This is a genomic window from Butyrivibrio sp. VCD2006 (assembly GCF_000423925.1).
In the GTDB taxonomy this organism is placed as follows: domain Bacteria; phylum Bacillota; class Clostridia; order Lachnospirales; family Lachnospiraceae; genus Butyrivibrio.
The window spans coordinates 62,021-83,230 of sequence record NZ_KE384110.1 but is presented as its reverse complement, the minus strand read 5'-3'; the positions used below and the strand labels follow the sequence as shown (position 1 = coordinate 83,230).

The following is a 21,210-nucleotide window of genomic DNA, read 5'->3' as shown; positions in this document are numbered from 1 at the left end:
TTTATCTGTGTCATTCCTGTGCATCCACAGAAGGCATACTCATCCACCAGGGTGACTCCCTCGGGTATCTCTATACTCTCAAGCTCTGTATCATTCTCAAATGAGCTCTTTCCTATTGTTTCAAGAGTTGAAGGAAGGTGGAACGTCTTAATTGAACTGTTTTTGAATACATTGTCAGCCACCTTCGTTATTCCTTCAGGCACTGTCATTTCTTTAAGCTTTATGGCTCCTGAAAAGATTCCGCCGCCTGCTTCCGTCAGTGAAAGAGGATAGTTTATTTTTTCAAGGTTGCTGCAGTTCTGGAACACCTCTACTCCTAATGTCTTTAATCCATCGGGAAGTGCAACCTCCGTAAGCGCGGTACAGTCTCTGAAAGCCCTGTACCTGATCTCTTCAATACCGTCATTAAACTTTATCGCTGAAAGAGAAGCTGTATCATGAAATGCATAGTCTTCAATTATCTTAATACCTGCAGGAAGCTCTATGCTTTCAAGTGCCTGGTCATGCTGGAATGCTCCCTCACCTATTATCTCAAGGGTGGACGGCATGGTTACATTACTGATATTACTTCCGCTAAATACATTTTTCGCAAGCTTTGTAACACCATCAGGAACAACAAAATCCGTCAGTTTATTACATGCTCCAAATACGCTACCACCGCAGGAATCAAGATGAGTAGGGTAATTTACTGTTTCCAGATTATCGCAACCGGAGAATGCCTCAGCTCCTATAGTTTTAATACTGTTAGGTAATAAAACATCAACAAGCGAATCACATTCTCTAAATGAACGATATCCAATAGATGTCAAGCCTTCGGAAAGTGTTACATTTTCAAGACTACTACAACCATTAAATACATATTCATCAATACTTTGTGTATCTTTGCTATCAACTACTTCTTCCCACGTAACATTTGTCAGAGCTGTGGACCCATTAAATGCACCGGACCTGATAATCTTTACCGTTCCGGGAATAGTTACTGACACAAAATTGGATTTTGAAAAAGCATTTGCTCCAATCTCCTGAACCTCATAGGACCCTATCTGAGATGGAATAGTTACATCTGTATCCGTACCTTTATATCCCGTTATTCTTACAAACGATCCATTAAGGGTTTCATAGTTCCAGTCAGTGGTATTTACTCCATTTCTGAGCTGTGCATTTAAACTATCAATTTCTTCGGTTTCTGTCACAGACTGAACTGTCATCGGAGCTTCTGCATCTTCTGCCGGATTATCCTCAGCAGGCATTACCGCAGCTTCTGCTCCTGCGCCTTCGTCATTAGTCTCATAAGAGTTCTCAGACTGAGCATCACTATCAGCAGAATTCTCATTAAAGGAATCCTGATTATTTTCAGCTTCGGAACCTTCAGATTGATTGTCTGAATTAGAAATTTCTGTGTCTGCCTGATTATTCTCAGGACTGGTATCACTACTGTTTTCACTGTTTGTGTCGTCAGTTACTTCATCAGTAGTCGTATTTTGGAAAGCATCAGATTCATCACCGGTATAAGAATCTCCAGATTGTGATGACTCCCCACTTTCCATGTTTTCAGAATCACTTTGATTCTCCAAGACATCAGACGATGATTCTGATCCATCATCCGTTTCTGAAAGCTGCACTGTGCTTTCAGCGGTGGAAGGGCTCTCTTCACTCGCAAGCGCCGTCAAATTCATCGAAGATGACGCAACAAAAATAGCGAGTGCTACCCCTAGCGCTCTTTTCCACATTCTTCTCATAAATACCCTCTTTTCTACAACTCCTCCCATGAAGTTGTCTCCAATGTAATAATCTCATTATACGTTATAGTATAGACTTTTACTATCAGCTAAACGCCCTTTTTAACGCAAAAAACGGCCCCTTTAGGAGCCGTTTTTCAGTATGATTAAAATTCTTTTTTCTCCATGATCCTTACGCTGAACAGATAGGAAACAGTTGTCGTAATAGCACAAACAGTCAACAGTATGAGGAGCACTACAGGACCCGGGAGTCCTTGCAAGGCAGTGATCACATCTGCTATGGGGTTTAACGGATTTTCAATAACTTTTCCTGCACCCACTGCAACAACTGCTACCAGACCAAAGATTATGAAAAGTGCAATTCGACTTTTTTCTCCGCCGTATTTAAGCTGAAGCGGAATGATAACAGCCGATGCGATATACATGGATGGGATGATGGCAGTCATCATGGGAATTTCTGAGAGCCCCGCACCATTATTGCGCACCATATCCATGATTCCAAAGATTGCCGCACCAAAGCACCATGCCGCAATGGCTGTGATAAAGCTGAAGAGATACTTTTCCCTGACAAAGGTTTTCCTGTCAAAGGGCAGCGTCATCAAAAACGGAAAGCCATTGTCATATTCATCATAGCTTATGGTTCCCGTGCCGATTATCATAGCAAGCATCGTGAGATAAGCCACAAGAAAAGCTCCATTCATCGATACTCCCATAGCCAGTGCCATGACTAAAAATATAACTATTGTCTGTTTTCTGATTAGTGTAAGTCTGAGATCTTTTTCTATGAGACCGCGCATATCAGTTACCTCCTGTCATCATCAAAATCAAATCGTCTATGTCGCTGTTCTCAATGACGATATCCGGATTGTTCTCTGCGTAGAACTGCTTCTCATTTGTAAAGCAGGCATATCCGAAATGATCTTTCTTAGTGCTGAGAATATAGCTCTTATCAAGCTTTTCATAGGTTTCTTCGTTTACCTTGAGAAGTCCATAATTACTGAGAATTGCATCTGTATCCTCGTGAAGAATGATCTTGCCATCATGAATAAGATAGATGTCATCGCAAAGCCCCTCAAGGTCTGAGGATATGTGCGATGTGATCAGTATTGAGCGCTTTTCATCCTGAGTGAGATAGTCCCTTAGCAAATCCAGAATGTCGTTTCTCGCCTCCACGTCAAGTCCCGCTGTGGGTTCATCCATTATAAGGAGCTGCGCATTATGGCTCATTGCCACCAGCACGCGGAGCTTAGCCTTCATACCTGTTGAAAATTCCTTGATTGCCTTGTTTAATGGAAGCCCCTGTGTATTGCAGTTTTTCCTGAAAAGCTCTTCATCAAATGATGTGTACATCTTTTTCATAATGGCTATGACATCCTTGACTGTAAGGTATGTGCTAAAGCCCGAATCAGAAAGTGCCACTCCTATATTCTCTTTATCCTTACCGGTGAGCGCCGACGCTTCCTTGCCGTTAATGGTAACGTGCCCGCCATCCGGCCTTACAAGCCCAAGAATTGACTTGATCGTGGTGCTCTTCCCTGCGCCGTTTTTTCCAACTATTCCCGTAACAGTTCCATCCGGTATCTCCAGTGAAACATCCAGCTTGAAATCTCCATAATTCTTTACAAGCTTATCAACTTTAACCATCAGTTTTCCTCCAAAATGATCTGTACGATCTCCAGAATATCCTCTTTGGTAAATCCAACCGCGATTGCCTTCTGAACAGCTGTGGCGAAGTCATCCTCCACTGTCTTCCTTCTGGCCTCCATAGCCAGTGACTTATCGGTTGCAGCCACGTAGGTGCCCTTGCCGTGCACCGTTACTACAAAGCCCTCTTCCTCAAGTCTGTCATAGGCCTTCTTGACTGTAAGAGCACTTATCCTCAGTTCTCCTGATAATGCCCTGACTGAAGGAAGCGCTTCGTTCTCCGCAAGCTCTCCGCTTATGATATCGTTCTTCACCTGATTCACAAGCTGCTCATATATGGGTACCATCGAGGTATTGTTTAAAATGATATGCATATCGTTATCCTCCATAAACAGCATATAACAGTATATAACTGTTGTCAACTGTTATATACTGTTATATCGTAAATTTTTTTGGTATTTTTTGTAGACCGGAAGTGTGGTGAAGGTTTTTAGTTAACAATAGAAAGATGTTCGCAGGAATATGGGAGTTCTTTGTGGTTTAGGAGACGTATAAATGTGTAATAAATTTAGCCCCAAAATCAATACGCAAAATTTGTAACCCATTTCTATTTAAATAGTAATCTCAAACATAGTCTTAAAAACAGTGCCATCCTCACTCTTAAGCACTTCCCCTTCATCCATGAGGCGAATGGTTCCGCCGTGAGCTTCCACTATAAGTTTGGCTATGGACATGCCAAGACCTGTTCCTTTTCCGCTTGTGCGGGCATCATCTCCCACAACAAAGGGCTTAAAAATCTCATCACGAATTGATGAAGGAACTCCTACGCCATTATCTCCAAGATAAATTATTACCTTATCATTGTCCTTTTTCAGCCCTGCATAAATTCTTGTTCCTGCGGGGTTTGATCTTATGGAATTAGAAATTATATTTTCAAAGACGCGCTTTAACTGAGCCGTGTCGATGGTTTTCATAATCCTCTCTTCAGGTATGTCTATGTCCATCTCGTAACCTGCAATATCAAGCTCACTATATTTTCCCGCAAGATATTCCCTGAAATACTCGCAGATATTGCACTCCTTCTCAAATAACTGAAACTCAGGATGCTCAAGCTTGGAGTACTCATAGAAAGCATTTATGAGTTCCGAAAGATTGTCAGCTTTCCTGCTTATGGTGTCCAAATATTTCGCTTGTTCTCCCTCGGGAACTATACCATCAGCCACAGCCCTCGAATAGCCCTGAATAACCGTTATGGGTGTTCTTAGATCATGGGAAATATCCGCCAGTATCTTTTGTCTTTCCTGCTCCAGCTTTTTATTTTCAAGCTCCGCTCTGCTAAGCTTATCTGCCATGTCATTGAAGGAATCCATTATCTGAACAAATTCCCTGGGTCCGGAGTATGTTATGGCAACGTCTCTGTTTCCCTTTCCAAGCTCTCCCATGGCATCCTGCAGCACGGTAATTGGCTTTCTTACGGCAAAAGCTGTGTGAAGGACAAATATCACAACAAAAATTGCAAATACCAGAATAAAGAAGAGAATTGCGGTTGTGTAAATCCTTCTATAGGCTCCTGCCAGGGATGAACTGCTAAAATCCTGATGGATCAGCATCGTGCGCTTTTGACCTTTAACATTGGTAAACTCATATTTCTGCAAGTAGGTATCCTCTCCGTTACCATAAAGGATGTCGAATTCCCTGTCTGATATATAGTCCATATCAAGTCCAAGATCCGAAAACACCACCTTCTTATCCTTATCAAGAATCACTATTCCACTAAGGGAAATAGTTTCTCCCTCATCCGAGTTTATAACCGCATATTTATTAATCAGATATCCCACATTCCTTCCCTTATCATCCGCAACCTGTTCCATGTAGTAATATGAGTTTCCGGACTCCTCCGGAATAAACTCAAGCTCCTCAGGACTGTAGGTATTCTTTCTGCTCTTATCGCTTGTATATATGACATTTGCAGCTTCATCAAGAACCTCAAAATAGCTCTTTTTACTTAAATATTTATGAATGTTTAATCTGTCATATTTTTCATTCTCTATGAGACTTGTATTACTTATGAAATTTTTTATATCGGGAATCATTTCCGTCCGCTCAATGAAATATCCCGATACATTTACAACAAGAAAAACCAGCAGCAGAACTGCTGCCGCAAAGAAAATATAGTATCTTGTAACAAGGGAATAGAGCGTCCCCCGGCCGCTTTTCATGGAAGAAAAATATTTTTTCATCTATATATTACGCTCCATCTTATAACCAAGTCCGCGAACCGTCTTGATATATCCGGGGTTCTTACTGTCATCCTCTATCTTATCCCTGAGCTTACTCATATGAACCATTAGCGTATTGTCATCGCTCTCATAATACTCTCCGTTAATATACTCATATATCTGGACCTTGGTAAAAACTCTGCCCGGATTTTTCATAAGGAGAGTCAGTATCTTAAACTCTGTGGGCGTAATAAGTATCTCTCTACCGTTTTTCATAAGCCTTGCCTTCTCAACATCAAGGGTGAGCTCCCCTATAGTGTAAACAGCACCTGCAGGCACATCGCCGCTTCCAAGCTGATAGAAGCGCCTTAGAAGTGAGTTGGCCCTGGCTACTATTTCCAGAGGATTGAAGGGCTTTACCATATAATCGTCCGCACCTATATTAAGCCCCAGTATCCTGTCGCTATCAAGGTTTTTGGCAGACAGCACCAGGATCGGAATGTTGTTATTGTTGTCCCGGATACTCTTTATGACCTCATACCCATTCATTTTGGGCATCATGATATCACAGATGAAAAGTGAGGGCTCGTCTGTCTCCAAAAGAGTAAGGGCCTGTCTTCCATCTGTAGCAGATATCACGTCATATCCTGCATTTTCAAGATATAGCCGAAGAAGAGCGATAATATCCACATCATCTTCAGCTATCAGTATCTTGTATTTTTTATCATTCATATCTTAAAGCCTCTATAGGATTTAGCTTTGCCGCCTTATTAGCCGGGTAATATCCGAAGAATACCCCGAATGCCATTGAAAACAGTACACAAAATATTATACCGCCTACCGAAGCACTTCCGCTATACCCCATCATTTTGCAAGCCATTATCCCAAAGAACTGTCCAACAATTATCCCAAGAATGCCGCCAATAAAGCAGACCACAACCGCTTCTGTGATAAACTGAAGTCTGATGTAGCCGTTAGTTGCACCAAGGGCCTTTCTTGTGCCGATTTCCCTGGTTCGCTCGGTTATGGACACTATCATGATGTTCATAACCCCGATTCCGCCAACAAGAAGTGATATGGCACCTATCGCCGCAAAGGCATAGGTCTGGGTATTCAGCATGGATTCCATGGATTTGATCTCCTCCTTCATGCTGTAGGAGTAGGTCTCATAGGCATCATTTTCCTTATAATATTTTTTATTTAAATACTGCTGTATATCCGCAGATAAGACTCCCTGATCTTCACCTGTTCTGGCAACTACTTCAAACTCGTCATATAAGGTCTTTTCCCTTAGCTGAATTATTGCGGTTTTAAGAGGTATATAAGCAGAGGTCCTTACATCCTTGCGATTTTTCCCTGCACTCATGCCACCCGAGCTGCTCTCAGAATATTCATATACGCCAATTATAGTATAGGTGTAATATTTATTATCGATTACTGTTTCTACAGTCTTACCAAGGGCTGCGGCCGTATCGCCTCCAAGCATATTCTCCACATACCTGTCGGACACGATTATCACCTTTCTGGACTCCTTCTGCTCATTCGCAGAAAATCCTCTTCCGGAAAGGAGCTTTAATTTATTCTGTTTAAGACCTGTGTTATTTACGCCATCAAGATTGATATTCGCATACTTTTTTCCATCCTCTACCTTGATTTCTCCCACGGATTTTTTTAGTGATATGCCTTCTATCCTGCCTTCAAAGTGCTCTGAAAGGTCTGTCAGCATGTCCTCAGAAACATAGTCCTTATCCTTCATTTCCCTTACATCGCTATCATATGAAAAATCGTAGTCCTCACTCATCTTCTGAGTAACAAAGACGCTTATATTATTAACACCCATGTCTCCCATGGAGCCCATAACAGATTTATTCATGGCATCTCCAACGGTCATGATGGCGATGACAGAGGCTATACCTATTATTATTCCAAGCATGGTAAGGAAGGTTCTCAACTTATTGGCTAAAAGCCCCGACAGGGCCAGCTTTACATTTTCAAGAAGCATATTTTATTCCCATCCTCTCATCTATGAATTCTCCATCCTTCAAGGTGAGAATCCGCTCTGTCTCCTTAGCAAGCTCCGGTGAATGTGTTATGAAAACTATGGTGATTCCCTGCTCCTTATGAAGCTTATGAAAAAGGTCCATAATCTTTCTTCCGGTCGCTGAATCAAGGGCTCCCGTGGGTTCATCCGCAAGGATTATGGAGGGATGGTTAACAAGGGCTCTTGCTATAGCAACTCTCTGCTTTTGGCCTCCCGAAAGTTCATCCGGAGTATGATTTATCCTCTCCTTCATCTCTACAAGTTCAAGAAGCTCCATTGCCCTTTCTCTTCTCTCCTTTGCCTTAACACCTGCGTATAGCATTGGAAGCTCTACATTTTTGATGGCACTTGTTCTTGCAATAAGATTATAGGTCTGAAAAACGAAGCCTATCTTGCTGTTCCTGATATGGGACAGCTCAGTATCCCCTGCACAGCATACATCCACGCCGTCAAGCATATATGATCCGGCTGTTGGTTTATCAAGAAGTCCGATTATATTCATAAGCGTTGATTTTCCCGAGCCAGAGGTTCCAACTATTGAAACAAATTCGCCCTTTCGTACATTAAGATCTATTCCGTGAAGTATTTCGAGCTCGTTTTCACTGCCCTCATTGAATCTTTTTACAATGCCCCTTGCTTCTATTATGGGAGGAACTGTTATAATATCCTGCATTTTTATTCCACCCCGCTTCCAAAGTCTATAGCTTCCAAGTTGCCGGTTTCATCCCCTGTACTTCCAAAGTCATCTGAGGAAGGAACAATGATACTCATCCCCTCTTCAATTTCTACTCCCTTTATTTCCACATAGTAGTCTGTCTTAACTCCGTAGGTCACAACGATTCTCTCACCTGTAGCCACCAGGTTTCCGTTTTCATCAGTGCCTGCTTTTTCTATATAAAGGCTTCCATCCTCCGCTGTCTGCACACAGTTATCAGGCACAGTAAGAGCATTATCAGACTCTTCTTCCAAAATTGTAATCTTAGCAGTCATTCCGATTCTGAGTCTGTCCTCCATTCCGCTTTTAATGGACACCTCTATAGGATAATCGCCGGATGCTCCCTGACCGGAACCCGCCTGTTCAGAGCCTGACTGAGCAGCCCCCTGGGGTATAGGGGACACAAAGGTAAGTGTGCCATCCATCTCTTCATCAACGGAGTCGGTTTTTATCTTAACCTTCATACCTTCTTTGATATCACAGATGTCATACTGATCAACAGTGGCAGTTACCTTGTAACCGCTGTCATTCTGGATAAGTGCGATCTCATTTCCATTGTCATATATGCCGCCCTCCTTTACTCCGACAGCTGTAACAAGACCGTCGCAGGGAGCGATTATCGTGGCCTTCTCTAGATCCTGCTCATACTTGTCAACCTCCTGCTGAGCCTGAACAGTATTGGATCCCTGTCCCAGCTGTGTTTCAGAATAGCTGTCCTTTGAATCCGCCACGGATTTATCATTTTCCCTCTTTTGATCCTCTGCTTCCTCTTTTGCTTTTTCAGCGCTGTCTTTGGCAGTTTTTATAGTTTCTTTGGCAGTCTTGGCATCGCTTTCAGTTTCTGCCTGCTTAGACTTTGCGTCTGAAAGGTTTGTCTGCGCATTTTCAAGGGCCTGCTGTTTACTCTCAAGATCCTTTTTTGCGTTGTCACTTTCCTTCTGAGCCTTATCTACCTTTTTCTCCTTCTTTTCAGCTGCTTTTACAGCCTTCTTATAATCCTCCTCAGCCTGGGTTATGGAGTTTTGAATGCCATTTAGTTTCTCCTTGGCATTATTAAAATTACTCTGCGCCTCCTCATAAACACCCTGAGCTGTCTGGGCTGCGGCTTTTGCTTTATCAAGCTCCTCCTGAGCCTTTACTACATCTTCAGGATTTGCATCCGGGTTCCCATCAAGGGCTGTCTTTTTTTCTTCTGCACTTTTAAGGGCATTATTCGCTGAATTCAAGGCATCGCTTGCCTGGTTAAATCTGTTTGAGGCTGTCGCAAAATCCCCCTTTGTATAAGCCTCATAATCGGTTTTCAGGGTGCTGATGGTGCTCTCATATTCAGTAGCAGTTCTATTTGCATCATCATAAGCCTGTTTTGCGTTTGCAAGCTTGGACTCACTGTTTTCAGCATTAGATGCAGCATTGTTTACCGCATCCTGTGCTCCGCTTGCTTCTGCAGTCTTTTCATTTACATCATTAACAGCACCGCTGTTTTGTGCATCTGCGGTGCCGGCTTCCGTTACAGCATCGTTATAGGCTTTGTCCGCTTTCTCCGCCTCTCTTTGGGCTCTTTCTATCTGGATCCTTGCTGTCTCAACAGCAGCATCATAATTTCTCTGGGCAGTGGCAAGCTCAAGGGAGTCCTTTTTCTTTGCTATTTCAAGAGCTTCCTTTGCCTGAGCAAGGGACTTCTCAATACTTGTTGTATCAAGGACCGCAATTACATCTCCTTCCTTTACCCTGTCACCGACTCTGACCTTAAGGGAATTAATCTTTACTCCTGTCAGCTCACTTGCAACACTCTGACTATCCAAGGCTGCTATCGTTCCGTTTAGGCTTATTGTTTTCTTAATATCCTGCCTTGTCACCTCTGCAATCTCAACCATTGGAATCATGTCCGCAGCGCTGGCTTTCGCCTTATTTATGTTTATAATGCAGGCAGTACCTACCGTAACCGTTGCCATCAGTATAGCTATGGTAATAGCGATTAGCCTTGTCTTTTTCTTTAGTAAAATCTCTTTAAATTTCATTTATGTATACCCCTTTCGACTTCAGATGCTTTTATTTTCAGCGTTTTCCGGCTCATAATCAGTCAATTGATTTCTTTGATTATTCTGTATCCTAAGAAAACGCAGATAATGCCGTCATTCTTATATCCATCAAAGAGGTTACATTGTTTACATAAAAAAAACCTTTGCGTAATCTTAAGATTTCTTAAGGTTACACAAAGGTTTTAAATTCCTGAGTCAATGGTTGAAATATGGTGGAATCTATGATTTAGATAAAAAAGCAGGAATCATAGATGTGATAAGCCTTTTATATCTATGAAATCAAGAAAATTGTTCAAATCATAGATGCCTGACTATGTGGAATCTATGATTCAGATAAAAAAGCAAAAATCATAGATGTAACAAGCCTTTTATATCTGTGAAATCAGAATAATTGTCCAGTTCATAGATGCCCAGCTATGTGAAATCTATGATTCAGATAAAAAGGCAGGAATCATAGATGTATCAAGCCTTTTATATCTATAAAAACCAAGAAAAAAAGATCCCTATATCATTTCTGACATAGAGATCTTTTTTTCATTTCCATATGAATCGTTGTCGCTACATTCTATAAGCATTAACTGCATTCATCAATCAAAGACATCCTCACCAAATCTCACTCTGGCGTAAGCCTTGATTGCTTCAACGCACTTCTCAAAGCCCAGCTTACCGCTGTCGAGGCAAAGGTCATAGTTAAGGGCATCAGTCCAATTATGGCCTGTATGGTACTCGTAATAGTCACCTCTGGCCTTATCGATCTGCGCTATGAATTTCTCAAGATCTTTTCCTGTGAGAGGCTGAACCTTGCCGGCTTCCTGCATGAGGAAATCATGATCGGCATGAACAAATACACTCATGACATTATCATAATCCTTAAGGACAAAATCCGCACAGCGTCCGATAATAACACAGGGCTCTTTCGTAACAGCAAGCATCTTTATGGCATTTGCTTGATATCCGAAAATGTCTTCGTCGGAAGCCACGTTGTAATCACCCGGCTTTTTTACGCTTCCATCGTAGACAGTTGATTTAAGCGGAAGCTTACTTCGCCAACTTCTTTTCACCTTCTCGTCAGCATCAACAAAATAGCTCTCGTTTATTCCGCTAATGTCAGATGCTACCTTAGAAAGTTCCTTATCATAGTAATGTATTCCAAGCTCCTCTGCGAGCATTTTTCCCACGGTTCTTCCGCCACTTCCATACTGGCGCGCTATGGTAATGACTATATTCTTCATGTCTTATCTTCCTCCTAATACCCCTCATCCGTCAGCTGCGCTGACACCTTGTCTCCGCTCCGCTCCGGTCCGCGCAGAACCGACATCCACCGGATGTCGTGCGCCCCAAAGGAGAAGGCTTTATATCTATTCTTTTATCCCTAAGGTTTTGTTTCCTTATAGTTTTTTATTTTCTACTCTCCCAAATATGCCTTCTTGATTGACTCATCGTTCAAGAGATCACTGGCTTTGCCTTCCTTAACAATGCTTCCTGTCTCAAGGACGTAAGCTCTGTCGGCGATTGTCAGTGCTTTCTTGGCGTTCTGCTCAACTAATAGTACTGTCACGCCATCCTTATTCACATCCTCGATGATGCTGAATATCTCATTTACGAAAATCGGTGACAATCCCATGGAAGGCTCATCCATTAATATTATATCAGGATGTGACATGAGTGCTCTACCCATTGCAAGCATTTGCTGCTCACCACCTGAGAGTGTTCCTGCAACCTGATTTTTTCTCTCCTCAAGTCTGGGGAATCTCTTGTATACCATCTCTATGGTCTTGTCGAACTCAGCCGCGTCGTTTCTGGTATAGGCACCCATCTTGAGATTCTGCAAAACAGTCATATCCGCGAATACGCGTCTGCCCTCGGGCACCTGCGCCATTCCAAGAGATACTATCTTGTGGCCGGGTGTTGTAACCAGGTTCTTGTCATTATAGGTTATCTCACCCTCTGAGGGCTTAAGAAGTCCTGAAAGAGTGTGAAGTGTTGTTGTTTTTCCGGCGCCGTTTGCACCGATAAGAGCTACGATCTCACCCTTTTCAACATGAAAAGAGATGCCCTTTAAGGCTTTGATTACGCCGTAGTTTACGCTTAAATTTTTTACATCAAGTAATGCCATGGTTATTCTCCTAAGTACGCCTTAATAACTTCCGGATCGCTAAGAACCTCTTTGGTCTCGCCCTGCTTTAGCACGCGTCCGAAGTTTAGAACTGTCAGCTTTTCACAGATTCCTGAAACAAGCTTCATGTCGTGCTCAATAAGAAGTATTGTCATACCGAACTCTTTTCGTACAAGAGCAATCGTCTCCATGAGCTCAGCTGTCTCGTTAGGGTTCATGCCCGCTGCAGGCTCGTCCAGAAGAAGGAGCTTCGGTGATGTAGCCATAGCTCTTGCTATCTCCAGTTTTCTCTGCTTACCATAGGGAAGGTTACTTGCAAGGACATCTCTCTCACCGTCCAGATCAAAGACCTTCAGAAGCTTCATGGCTTCCTCATCCATTTCCTTCTCCATTTTTCTGTATCTTCCAACATGAAGAACTCCCTCGATTCCGCTGTATTTAAAACGCTCCGTGAGTCCCACCTTAACGTTGTCGATAACGGATATCTGATGAAAAAGCCTTATATTCTGGAAGGTTCTGGCTATTCCGGCATGGTTGATCTCAATCGTATTTTTCCTTGTGATATCCTCACCATCCAGGCAGATAATGCCCTCATTCGGTTTATATACACCGGTCAAAAGGTTGAACACCGTGGTCTTTCCGGCACCGTTAGGTCCGATGAGTCCGTAAAGCTCGCCCTTTTCAATTTCAAGACTAAAGTCGTCAACGGCTCTCAGACCGCCAAACGCTATACTTAAATGATTTACCTGAAGTAATGTCATAATTACGCATTCCTTTTAATAAATTTGTGTGCTACCTTCTGTCTCCAAGCTACTGCTGCAGGTGCCCAGTTAAAGAGCATCATCACGATAAGCACGATTGAATAGATAAGCATTCTGTAGGTGTTGAGGCCTCTTAACATCTCAGGAAGCAGGTACAAAATAGCTGCTGCGATGACTGAGCCTCTGATGTTTCCGATTCCTCCAAGCACCACATACACGAGGATCATGATGGATGCGTTGTAGCCGAAATACTGTGAAGTCGCGGTGAGCGATGTGATATTGTGTGAAAACAGAACGCCAGCTGCTCCTGCTATTGCGGCCGAGATTGTGAAGGCCATCATCTTGTAGCCTGTTACATTGATTCCTGCTGACTCAGCGGCAATGCTGTTGTCACGAACTGCCATGATCGCACGACCGTCTCTTGAATTCATAAGATTGAGAACTACAAACAGTGAAAGGAGCAATACAAGAATTGCGATGGTGAAATTCGCATCCCTGGGAGTTCCGGTAATACCCATGGCTCCATTGATGATTACCTGGCCATCGGGTTCCATATTAAGATCCATCACATTATTAAGTGAAACGTGAGGGCCCTTTGAATCCACTCCGAAATAAATTGCATTGATAACATTTTTTATGATCTCGCCGAAGGCCAGTGTGACGATTGCAAGGTAGTCACCCTTAAGCCTTAGAACGGGAATTCCTATTAAAAATCCGAACAGCGCAGCTGCTGCAATTCCGGTCACAAATGCAAGAAAAAATCTCGGCGCTGTCGGCAAAGTATTCTGAGTTAATTTTGAAAAAACGCTACTGGCGAATGCGCCTATGCACATGAATCCGCAGTGTCCGATACTGAGCTCACCCAGGATTCCGACGCAAAGGTTCAGCGCTACAGCGATTATCGCATAATAGGTCATAGGTACCAGAAGTCCTTTAAGATGACTTGAAAGGTTACCTGTTTTCATAAGGATCTCCATGATCAGATATAAAGCGATCACAATTCCATATGTTATAAGATTATCTTTAAATCTCTTTTTTGCTGCCATATATTCCTCCAATGGATTGGTATTAAAATTATACTTTTTCCTGTATCTTCTTTCCGAGAAGTCCGGTGGGCTTAACAAGAAGCACCACGATAAGAATTCCGAAAACAATTGCATCTGACAGCTGTGAAGATATATAGGTTCTGCTGAGAATCTCAACGATTCCGAGAACAAGTCCTCCGATCATCGCACCGGGGATGGATCCGATACCGCCAAATACTGCAGCAACGAATGCCTTGATACCGGGCATAGCTCCAAGATACGGTGAAAGTGAAGGATATGCTGAACACAGAAGTGCTCCGGCAATTGCAGCAAGTGCTGAGCCGATTGCAAAGGTAAGTGAAATTGTCTTATTTACATTTATTCCCATGAGCATTGCTGCGCCTTTATCCTCAGCAACAGCAAGCATAGCCTGTCCTTCTTTGGTCTTGTGAATGAAAAGCTGAAGAACAATAAGGATTACCACACTTGAAAGGATGGTAACTATTGTTACGCCCTGAATTTTCAAGTCGCCACCTGCAAAGGAAAGTCCCTGCCATGCAACAACTGATGAGAATGATTTGATATCTGCACCGAAAATCAGAAGTGCCAGATTTTCAAGAAAATAGCTGACACCGATTGCAGTGATAAGAACAGCCAGAGGAGAAGCCGCACCTCTTAGCGGTTTGTACGCCACCTTCTCAGTAGTCACACCAAGAAGTGTGCACAGTATAATGGCTGCGATGATACCCACAAATGTATTGCCACTAAGTGTGGAACAGATCGTGAATATTACGTAGCATCCCACCATGATGAAATCGCCGTGCGCGAAATTCAGCATCTTGGCAATTCCGTATACCATAGTGTAGCCAAGGGCGATTATTGCATAGATGCTTCCAAGGCTAAGACCGTTAATAAGGTAGATAAGAAAACTCATAGATTCCTCCAACTAAAGGATTTTTTAGATAAAACTTTTTCAAAAAACTTTTAAATCATAAACGAGGAATGCCTGTGACAGCATTCCTCGCAACCTCGCGATATTTTATTATACCAACAGACTTAAGATCATGTCTATAACCCCTCATCCGTCAGCTTCGCTGACACCTTCCCCCCAAGGGGAAGGCTTTTAATATTGTTTTACTGACACTTTAATTCAAGTTTTATTTTTCGGCTGCTACTAAAAGCCATCCTTGATTTCAAGTTTTTATTTTTCGGCTGCTACTAAAAGCCATCCTTGATTTCAAGTTTTTTTTTCGGCTGCTACTAAAAGCCATCCTTGATTTCAAGCTTTATTACTCCGCTGTAACGTAAGCGCCATCCTTGATTACAACAGCCTTAGGCTCTTTGTTAGGCTCGCCGCTTGCATCCCATGTCATTGTATCGGATGTAAGACCTGAAGCTGTGATCTTAACGATCTGGCTCTTAAGAGTCTCGCAGAGATCGCTAACGCTCATATCAGGTGTAGCACCGGCCTCTTCAAGGCACTGCTTGATGATGTAAACTGCATCGTAAGCGTCTGCTCCGAACTGGTTAGGTGTCTCGCCGTATTTTTCCTTATAGTTCTTAACGTAGTTAACTGTAAGATCATCTGTTGCGTCAGCTGCGAAAGGTGTAAGAAGCATAAGTCCCTCAGCGAGTGATGTGTCGAAGTTCTCAACTGTAAGGATACCATCCATACCATCCACACCGAAGAATATAGGAGCATAACCCATTGTGTTAGCCTGTGTAAGGATAAGTGATGCCTCTGTGTAGTAGATAGGAAGGAACAGAAGCTCTGCGCCTGCGTCCTTAGCCTTCTGAAGCTGTACAGAGAAGTCAGTCTTGGAATCTGCTGTAAATGCCTCAGCTGAAACTACTTCGAAGCCCTGGTTTGATGCTTCCTGTGCAAATGTCTGGTAAATACCTGATGAATATACATCTGAGCTGTCATAGATGATAGCTACCTTTGAAGCAAGCTTCTTGCTTCCGATATACTGTGCTGATGCAAGACCCTGGTTAGGATCTGAGAAGCATACACGGAAAACATTGTCATAGTTAACGCAATCAGCTGCTGATGCAGAAGGTGTAAGCTGGAACATGTTGTCCTCATGTGTGTTCTCACTAACTGCAAGTGAGCAAGCACTTGTTGTTGAACCTACAAGGAACTGCATACCCCAGTCCTTAAGTGTGTTGTAGGCGTTAACTGACTTCTCAGCGTTAAGCTCGTCATCCTCGCCCTTCATCTCAACCTGATATCCGTTGATACCGCCGTTGGCGTTGATCTCATTAACTGCAAGCTCTACAGAATTAACAACTGCAAGTCCGTATGCTGCTGCGCCACCTGTAAGGGGTCCGATTGAACCAATCTTAAATGTAGCTCCGCTGCTTGCTGATCCCTCAGCTGCTTCTGTTGCTGTGCTCTCTCCTGCAGGAGCTGAACTTCCACCTGCGTTGCCACCACACCCTGCAATTGTTCCTGCAAGAAGTGCAGCTGCTGCCATCAGACTAACTACGCTCTTCATCTTCTTCATAATGTTGTCCTCCTCGTAATAGAATTCGCTTTTGCGAAAGCCCTTTGTATAACGTTTATACATGTATACAATCTTTTTTAATACATTAAAGTAGTATAGTGAAAAAGTCAACCCGTTACTTTATTATTGCGTTCTTTGGTAATCCTTTCTTATAGAAGAATTTTCCATAACTCTTCTTAGCTGCGCCCGGCACCTTTACTGTGGCCTTGGAATTTATTCCCTTGAAGGCATTCTTACCAACGCTCTTTGCTGTAAGTGTCTTTGTCTTGATGTTCAGTTTTTTCAGATTGCTGCAGCCTTTGAAAGCATTGCTACCAATTCTGTTTACCGTCGCAGGAATCTTGATGCTCTTTAGTGACTTACAGCCCAAAAAGGATTTATTTCCAATTACTGTGACATTTTTACCAATCTTCACAGACGTTATTTTTTTATTATTCTTAAATGCGCCAGCCGAGATTTCTTTTACAGCATAGGATATACCATCCTTTTCAACAAAATCGGGAATAATTACATTCTTGCTGTTTATGTCATATGTTTCTATATAATTTACAGCCGGTTTTCCATCTTCATCCTGGACAACGATATAATATGCCTTTGAGGGCTCATCCTTAAACTGCGTACCTACAGGGTTTTGAGCTTCAACGGTTTTTGCCGGAGTATTCTGAGGTACTTCTGCAGGAATATTGGTGCTTTCTTCAGCATTTCCGGGATTTGTGCCCGGTGTTTCGGAATCTGTTGGAGTCTCGGGTTCGCCTGCTATCTTAACAGTAATACATACCGGTTCGGTATCCCCAAAATAGCCTTCCCCTTTAACTTTGTACCATACGCTATAGTCGCCCGCCATCGTGGCTGCAGGAATAGCCTCGGTAAAATAAATGTCGGCGGGTGCATGTACAGAATCAGCTCCAAGTGCATATACAAATTTTCCGCCATTAACCATCCCGGCATTAATAAGCTGATGACTATTTCCATTGGCAAACAGTCCATTTATAGCCGAAGGAGCTCTTACTATCATCGGTGCCACCTTATTTATTGTAGCTTTTGTTCCTGTCTGCTGGCCAGATCTTGCCATAATGTAATTATCTTTGCTTGTACCTCCAAGCGTTATTTCTGTAATAATTACATCCTTATCTGTTCCGGGCTCCGCATCTATAAAGTTTCCTTTAACAGAAACCGTTAGGCTGTCACCTTTACAAATTCCGCCATACACTACCTCAGAGCAATCAAACTCTGCATCGGTAGTTCCATCATATTCCTTGTTTTTAGCTTTAATGCCACTTATTGTTATCTCTTTTTCCTTTACGGAGAAAGTATTCCTAACTACTCCATCAAATCTTCCTCTACCGGTAATTACTGCTGTATAGTCACCGGCTTCCAGGACTTGCAAGGCATTTTCATCATCCTTTTCAAATGCAACGTCATAGTCTGTCCCTTCACGCATTTCATAAGATAGATATTTCACTTTTACCTCGCCGGTCTGATCTTTGCCGTTATATAAAAGATCATCTATCACAATATATTCAGACTCTAAAAATCTTTGTGAAAACTTTTCCATTTCCTTATTATCATTAAGAAAACAGACTGAACCATCATCTGTAACGAACCCGTCCGCATCTGACTCCTTAAGCTTTCCTCCGTTATAATTGGCATCTGCCTTTGCAAATACCGCATTACTTTTTTGCAGAGTCACACCGATAGTTCCACTAAGATCATCAGTAACAGTGATTGTATCGTCACCGGGTATATATACATTTTGTTTTACTGTTCCGCCGATTAGTGTATTTCCAATGATTTCTGCTCCATTTTCAACATTCAATACACCATATACACCTCCGCCTGATTCCCAGGCGATGTTTTCCTTAATTGATCCACCTTTCATATTGAAGGTTTTCACATTATAAACGCCTCCGCCGGATTTTCGGGCGGTATTTTTCGTAATCGATCCGCCATTCATATTGGCGATATTCTCATTATATACTCCACCTCCCCTTGTATCTGAAGAATTGGAATATATCTCTCCTCCAAGCATGTTAAAGGTTTTATGATTAGATACTCCACCTCCATCATCACTTGAAGAATTAGAGTATATCTTTCCTTCAGTCATGTTAAAGATTCCTCTATTATTTACTCCTCCACCATATTTACCTGAAGAATTGGAGTATATACTTCCTCCATACATATTAAAAACTGCTCCGTTAGCGACCTCAACTCCTCCGCCACTTTCCTGTTCCGTTGAATTACCCGCAATGCTTCCCCCGTTCATTGTGAAAACTCCACCATCAGAAACACAAACACCGCCTGCATATCGCGCTGCTTTGTTCCCGGTAATATTGCCTCCATTTAGAGTCAGCTGTCCTTTAGCTCCAACATAAATAGCTCCGCAATTATTATCGCTGTATCCACCGGTTATCTTTCCTTCCTGGAAAGTACTTGCGTCATTTATCACAAGCTCTCCTTCAACATCGAAGATGTAACCCAGGTGTTTAGCAGTATTCAATCCACGGTTAATTGTATGTCCATTCAGATTAAGCGTAACCTTCTTATCTTCTTTAATCGTAAACCAGGACATATTTTCCAAATCAGCGTCAAGTTCAGCATATCCGCCATTTGTAACTGCATAGTTGAGATGTGCGGTATTATAAACAAAATATGGACTTGCCTCCGTTCCCATGCCTTGTGGTATTGTCGAGTCCCCTGTACCCGCAGATGCCCTCATAGGCGTCTGACAAATAAACAGCGCCGCAGATAGTCCCATGACCGCTATCCTTTTAAAATCTACTATTTTCTCCCTCATAAGCTTCCCCTTTTCCCCGAGATTTTCACTAATAATGCACAAAACCGCCAGGCATGGCACTAATCTGCCATGATCTGACGGTCATACATTTTTCCTATATATTCAGTTTTGTTCCCCGCAAAAAGGGCATAGTTACTCTGTGATATGACGTGAAGCAATACAAAATCGTAGTACGCCTTACCCATGCTTTTCAAATTAAATCCCCCTAAAGAAAACAAAACCCACTGAGGTAATTATAAGAAATCTGTAAAGGCATGTCTATCTATTTGTATTGTCTACCTTATGTGTTCCGACAATATTTGCGGACAAAATATTCTATTTTGTACCATGACTGTACACCCCGTACATTAGCTAATTAAACGTTTTTATCAACTTATACGTTGGAACATTTTCCTTATCTTTTGTATATGAATAGACCATGGAAGAATAATCAGACGAGGAAAACACCTCCCCGAAAGAGAACGTGATATACTCCTTCATTCTAAGAATATCGTTTTCATCAATATTAGAAATGTCTTTTTCCTTAAACACAACAGATATGAATTCACTGGTCCTTACGCACAACAAATCAAAATCACCAATTGCTGAATTATAGTCCTTGGGCAGCGAGTAGAATTCCAAATCCTCCGGAACTTCTCCGCTATTTAATATCTTGATGATTTCTTTTTCTTTGCGCGACGCAGTAACTATCTTATCCGGACTATATGATTTGCTGGATATCCCGTAATGAGAAATCTTGTAGCCCATCTTTTCGAAGAGTTTCTGCACTTCCACATACCAGTCATACCAATTCGTCTTAATATCCTCGCCCCAAAATGTATAATTGATTTCCTTATTCATAAGTCCTCATTCATCAAACATGAAAGCCTTCCTACAGGCTCGTAAGCTTTCATTCATCAAACTCCCAAATGTTTTCGTCAAATATCTGCTTTGGCAGGACCATCCTGTAAAACGATATATAAAGCTCCCTTAGAGCTTCAACGTTTTCAGATTTGATTTTTCCAAGAACAAGTAACTGAAACGGTACCCCAAAGCACTTGATTCTCAGCCCTGTATCCTGACAAATATTCCTAAGATAAAACGAGCGTCTTCGTGTCTGAAGTTGTTTTTCTTCTTCATTGACCGCCTTATCAGGATCCTCAATTTCTATAAGAATATTATCAGCTTCTGCAAAATACTCTGATAATAACTCAAGCATCTTCCCGCCAATTCCGGAATTCCTTTTCTCCGGATAGATTGCCAGGTAATCAATGAGATAGTCTATATCCATCTTCACAAGAAAGGCATATCCTATTACAGCGCCTTCGTCCCATAGCCCAAGGCACTCATATATCCCTTTTTCCATTGCCCTCAAAATCACATCAAGAGGCTTCAGCTCATCTTCTGGAAAATCTACAATAAGCCGCTCTTTATATATGCTCTCCACCTGCACAGGATTAAGTTCAATAAGTTCCATCTGTTTTCCCCCAGCATTTTTATTATCTATTTTTAGTAAGCCACAAAAAAATCTGTGATTCAAGTTTCCCCTTAAATCACAGCTTACATTACTCTTTCCGACTGTCTTATTTTTTTCCTAATAATCATTTGTAACCATTATTCTTTAACCTGTC

At 42.1% G+C, this 21,210-nt stretch carries 19 protein-coding genes; all 19 read right to left on the bottom strand.

Features of this window, described 5'->3' with window-relative positions; all coding sequences use genetic code 11:
- On the bottom strand, positions 1 to 1,769 hold a 1,769-nt coding region (locus G586_RS24305), incomplete at its 3' end, for a leucine-rich repeat protein (RefSeq protein ID WP_035773845.1).
- Positions 1,770 to 1,885: 116 nt separating this feature from the next.
- Positions 1,886 to 2,536: an ABC-2 transporter permease gene (locus G586_RS0120665; protein ID WP_026529223.1), complete on the bottom strand. Its 651-nt coding sequence runs from the start codon at positions 2,534 to 2,536 to the stop codon at positions 1,886 to 1,888.
- A gap of 1 nt (position 2,537) precedes the next feature.
- Positions 2,538 to 3,383, bottom strand: coding sequence for an ABC transporter ATP-binding protein (locus G586_RS0120660; RefSeq protein ID WP_026529222.1), 846 nt, complete (start codon positions 3,381 to 3,383; stop codon positions 2,538 to 2,540).
- A complete protein-coding gene (locus G586_RS0120655) occupies positions 3,383 to 3,757 on the bottom strand; it encodes a GntR family transcriptional regulator (RefSeq protein WP_026529221.1) in 375 nt (124 codons plus the stop codon). The genes G586_RS0120660 and G586_RS0120655 overlap by 1 nt, the downstream gene beginning before the upstream one ends.
- Before the next feature lie 237 nt (positions 3,758 to 3,994).
- Positions 3,995 to 5,623 (bottom strand): HAMP domain-containing sensor histidine kinase, encoded by a 1,629-nt coding sequence (locus G586_RS24300; RefSeq protein ID WP_026529220.1) that lies wholly within the window; start codon positions 5,621 to 5,623, stop codon positions 3,995 to 3,997.
- Positions 5,624 to 6,334, bottom strand: coding sequence for a response regulator transcription factor (locus G586_RS0120645; RefSeq protein ID WP_026529219.1), 711 nt, complete (start codon positions 6,332 to 6,334; stop codon positions 5,624 to 5,626).
- A complete protein-coding gene (locus tag G586_RS0120640; protein ID WP_026529218.1) occupies positions 6,327 to 7,604 on the bottom strand; it encodes an ABC transporter permease in 1,278 nt (425 codons plus the stop codon). Before G586_RS0120640 ends, G586_RS0120645 begins: the two co-directional genes overlap by 8 nt.
- Entirely contained in the window at positions 7,594 to 8,316 is a 723-nt protein-coding gene (locus G586_RS0120635) for an ABC transporter ATP-binding protein (protein ID WP_035773844.1), read from the bottom strand. The genes G586_RS0120640 and G586_RS0120635 overlap by 11 nt, the downstream gene beginning before the upstream one ends.
- Before the next feature lie 2 nt (positions 8,317 to 8,318).
- Positions 8,319 to 10,376 (bottom strand): HlyD family efflux transporter periplasmic adaptor subunit, encoded by a 2,058-nt coding sequence (locus tag G586_RS0120630; protein WP_026529216.1) that lies wholly within the window; start codon positions 10,374 to 10,376, stop codon positions 8,319 to 8,321.
- A gap of 608 nt (positions 10,377 to 10,984) precedes the next feature.
- Positions 10,985 to 11,629 carry an AAA family ATPase gene (locus G586_RS0120625; RefSeq protein WP_026529215.1) on the bottom strand — a complete coding sequence of 215 codons (645 nt, stop codon included), beginning with the start codon at positions 11,627 to 11,629 and terminating at the stop codon, positions 10,985 to 10,987.
- A 173-nt stretch (positions 11,630 to 11,802) separates the two neighbouring features.
- Complete coding sequence (locus tag G586_RS0120620) at positions 11,803 to 12,513, bottom strand: ABC transporter ATP-binding protein (RefSeq protein ID WP_026529214.1); 711 nt, start codon at positions 12,511 to 12,513, stop codon at positions 11,803 to 11,805.
- 2 nt (positions 12,514 to 12,515) lie between these two features.
- Complete coding sequence (locus G586_RS0120615; protein WP_026529213.1) at positions 12,516 to 13,274, bottom strand: ABC transporter ATP-binding protein; 759 nt, start codon at positions 13,272 to 13,274, stop codon at positions 12,516 to 12,518.
- Between the two features lie 2 nt (positions 13,275 to 13,276).
- On the bottom strand, positions 13,277 to 14,320 hold the full coding sequence (locus G586_RS0120610) for a branched-chain amino acid ABC transporter permease (protein ID WP_035773843.1): 1,044 nt from the start codon (positions 14,318 to 14,320) through the stop codon (positions 13,277 to 13,279).
- Between the two features lie 28 nt (positions 14,321 to 14,348).
- The gene (locus tag G586_RS0120605; protein WP_026529211.1) at positions 14,349 to 15,233 is read right to left on the bottom strand and encodes a branched-chain amino acid ABC transporter permease; all 885 of its coding nucleotides are present in this window, start codon (positions 15,231 to 15,233) and stop codon (positions 14,349 to 14,351) included.
- A 355-nt stretch (positions 15,234 to 15,588) separates the two neighbouring features.
- A complete protein-coding gene (locus G586_RS0120600) occupies positions 15,589 to 16,797 on the bottom strand; it encodes an ABC transporter substrate-binding protein (protein WP_026529210.1) in 1,209 nt (402 codons plus the stop codon).
- A gap of 124 nt (positions 16,798 to 16,921) precedes the next feature.
- Complete coding sequence (locus G586_RS0120595) at positions 16,922 to 19,600, bottom strand: leucine-rich repeat protein (protein WP_026529209.1); 2,679 nt, start codon at positions 19,598 to 19,600, stop codon at positions 16,922 to 16,924.
- A 59-nt stretch (positions 19,601 to 19,659) separates the two neighbouring features.
- Positions 19,660 to 19,794: a hypothetical protein gene (locus G586_RS27275; RefSeq protein WP_255346272.1), complete on the bottom strand. Its 135-nt coding sequence runs from the start codon at positions 19,792 to 19,794 to the stop codon at positions 19,660 to 19,662.
- A gap of 157 nt (positions 19,795 to 19,951) precedes the next feature.
- Positions 19,952 to 20,440: a hypothetical protein gene (locus G586_RS0120585; RefSeq protein WP_026529208.1), complete on the bottom strand. Its 489-nt coding sequence runs from the start codon at positions 20,438 to 20,440 to the stop codon at positions 19,952 to 19,954.
- Between the two features lie 49 nt (positions 20,441 to 20,489).
- Positions 20,490 to 21,056 (bottom strand): GNAT family N-acetyltransferase, encoded by a 567-nt coding sequence (locus tag G586_RS0120580; RefSeq protein ID WP_026529207.1) that lies wholly within the window; start codon positions 21,054 to 21,056, stop codon positions 20,490 to 20,492.
- Positions 21,057 to 21,210 lie beyond the last annotated feature (154 nt).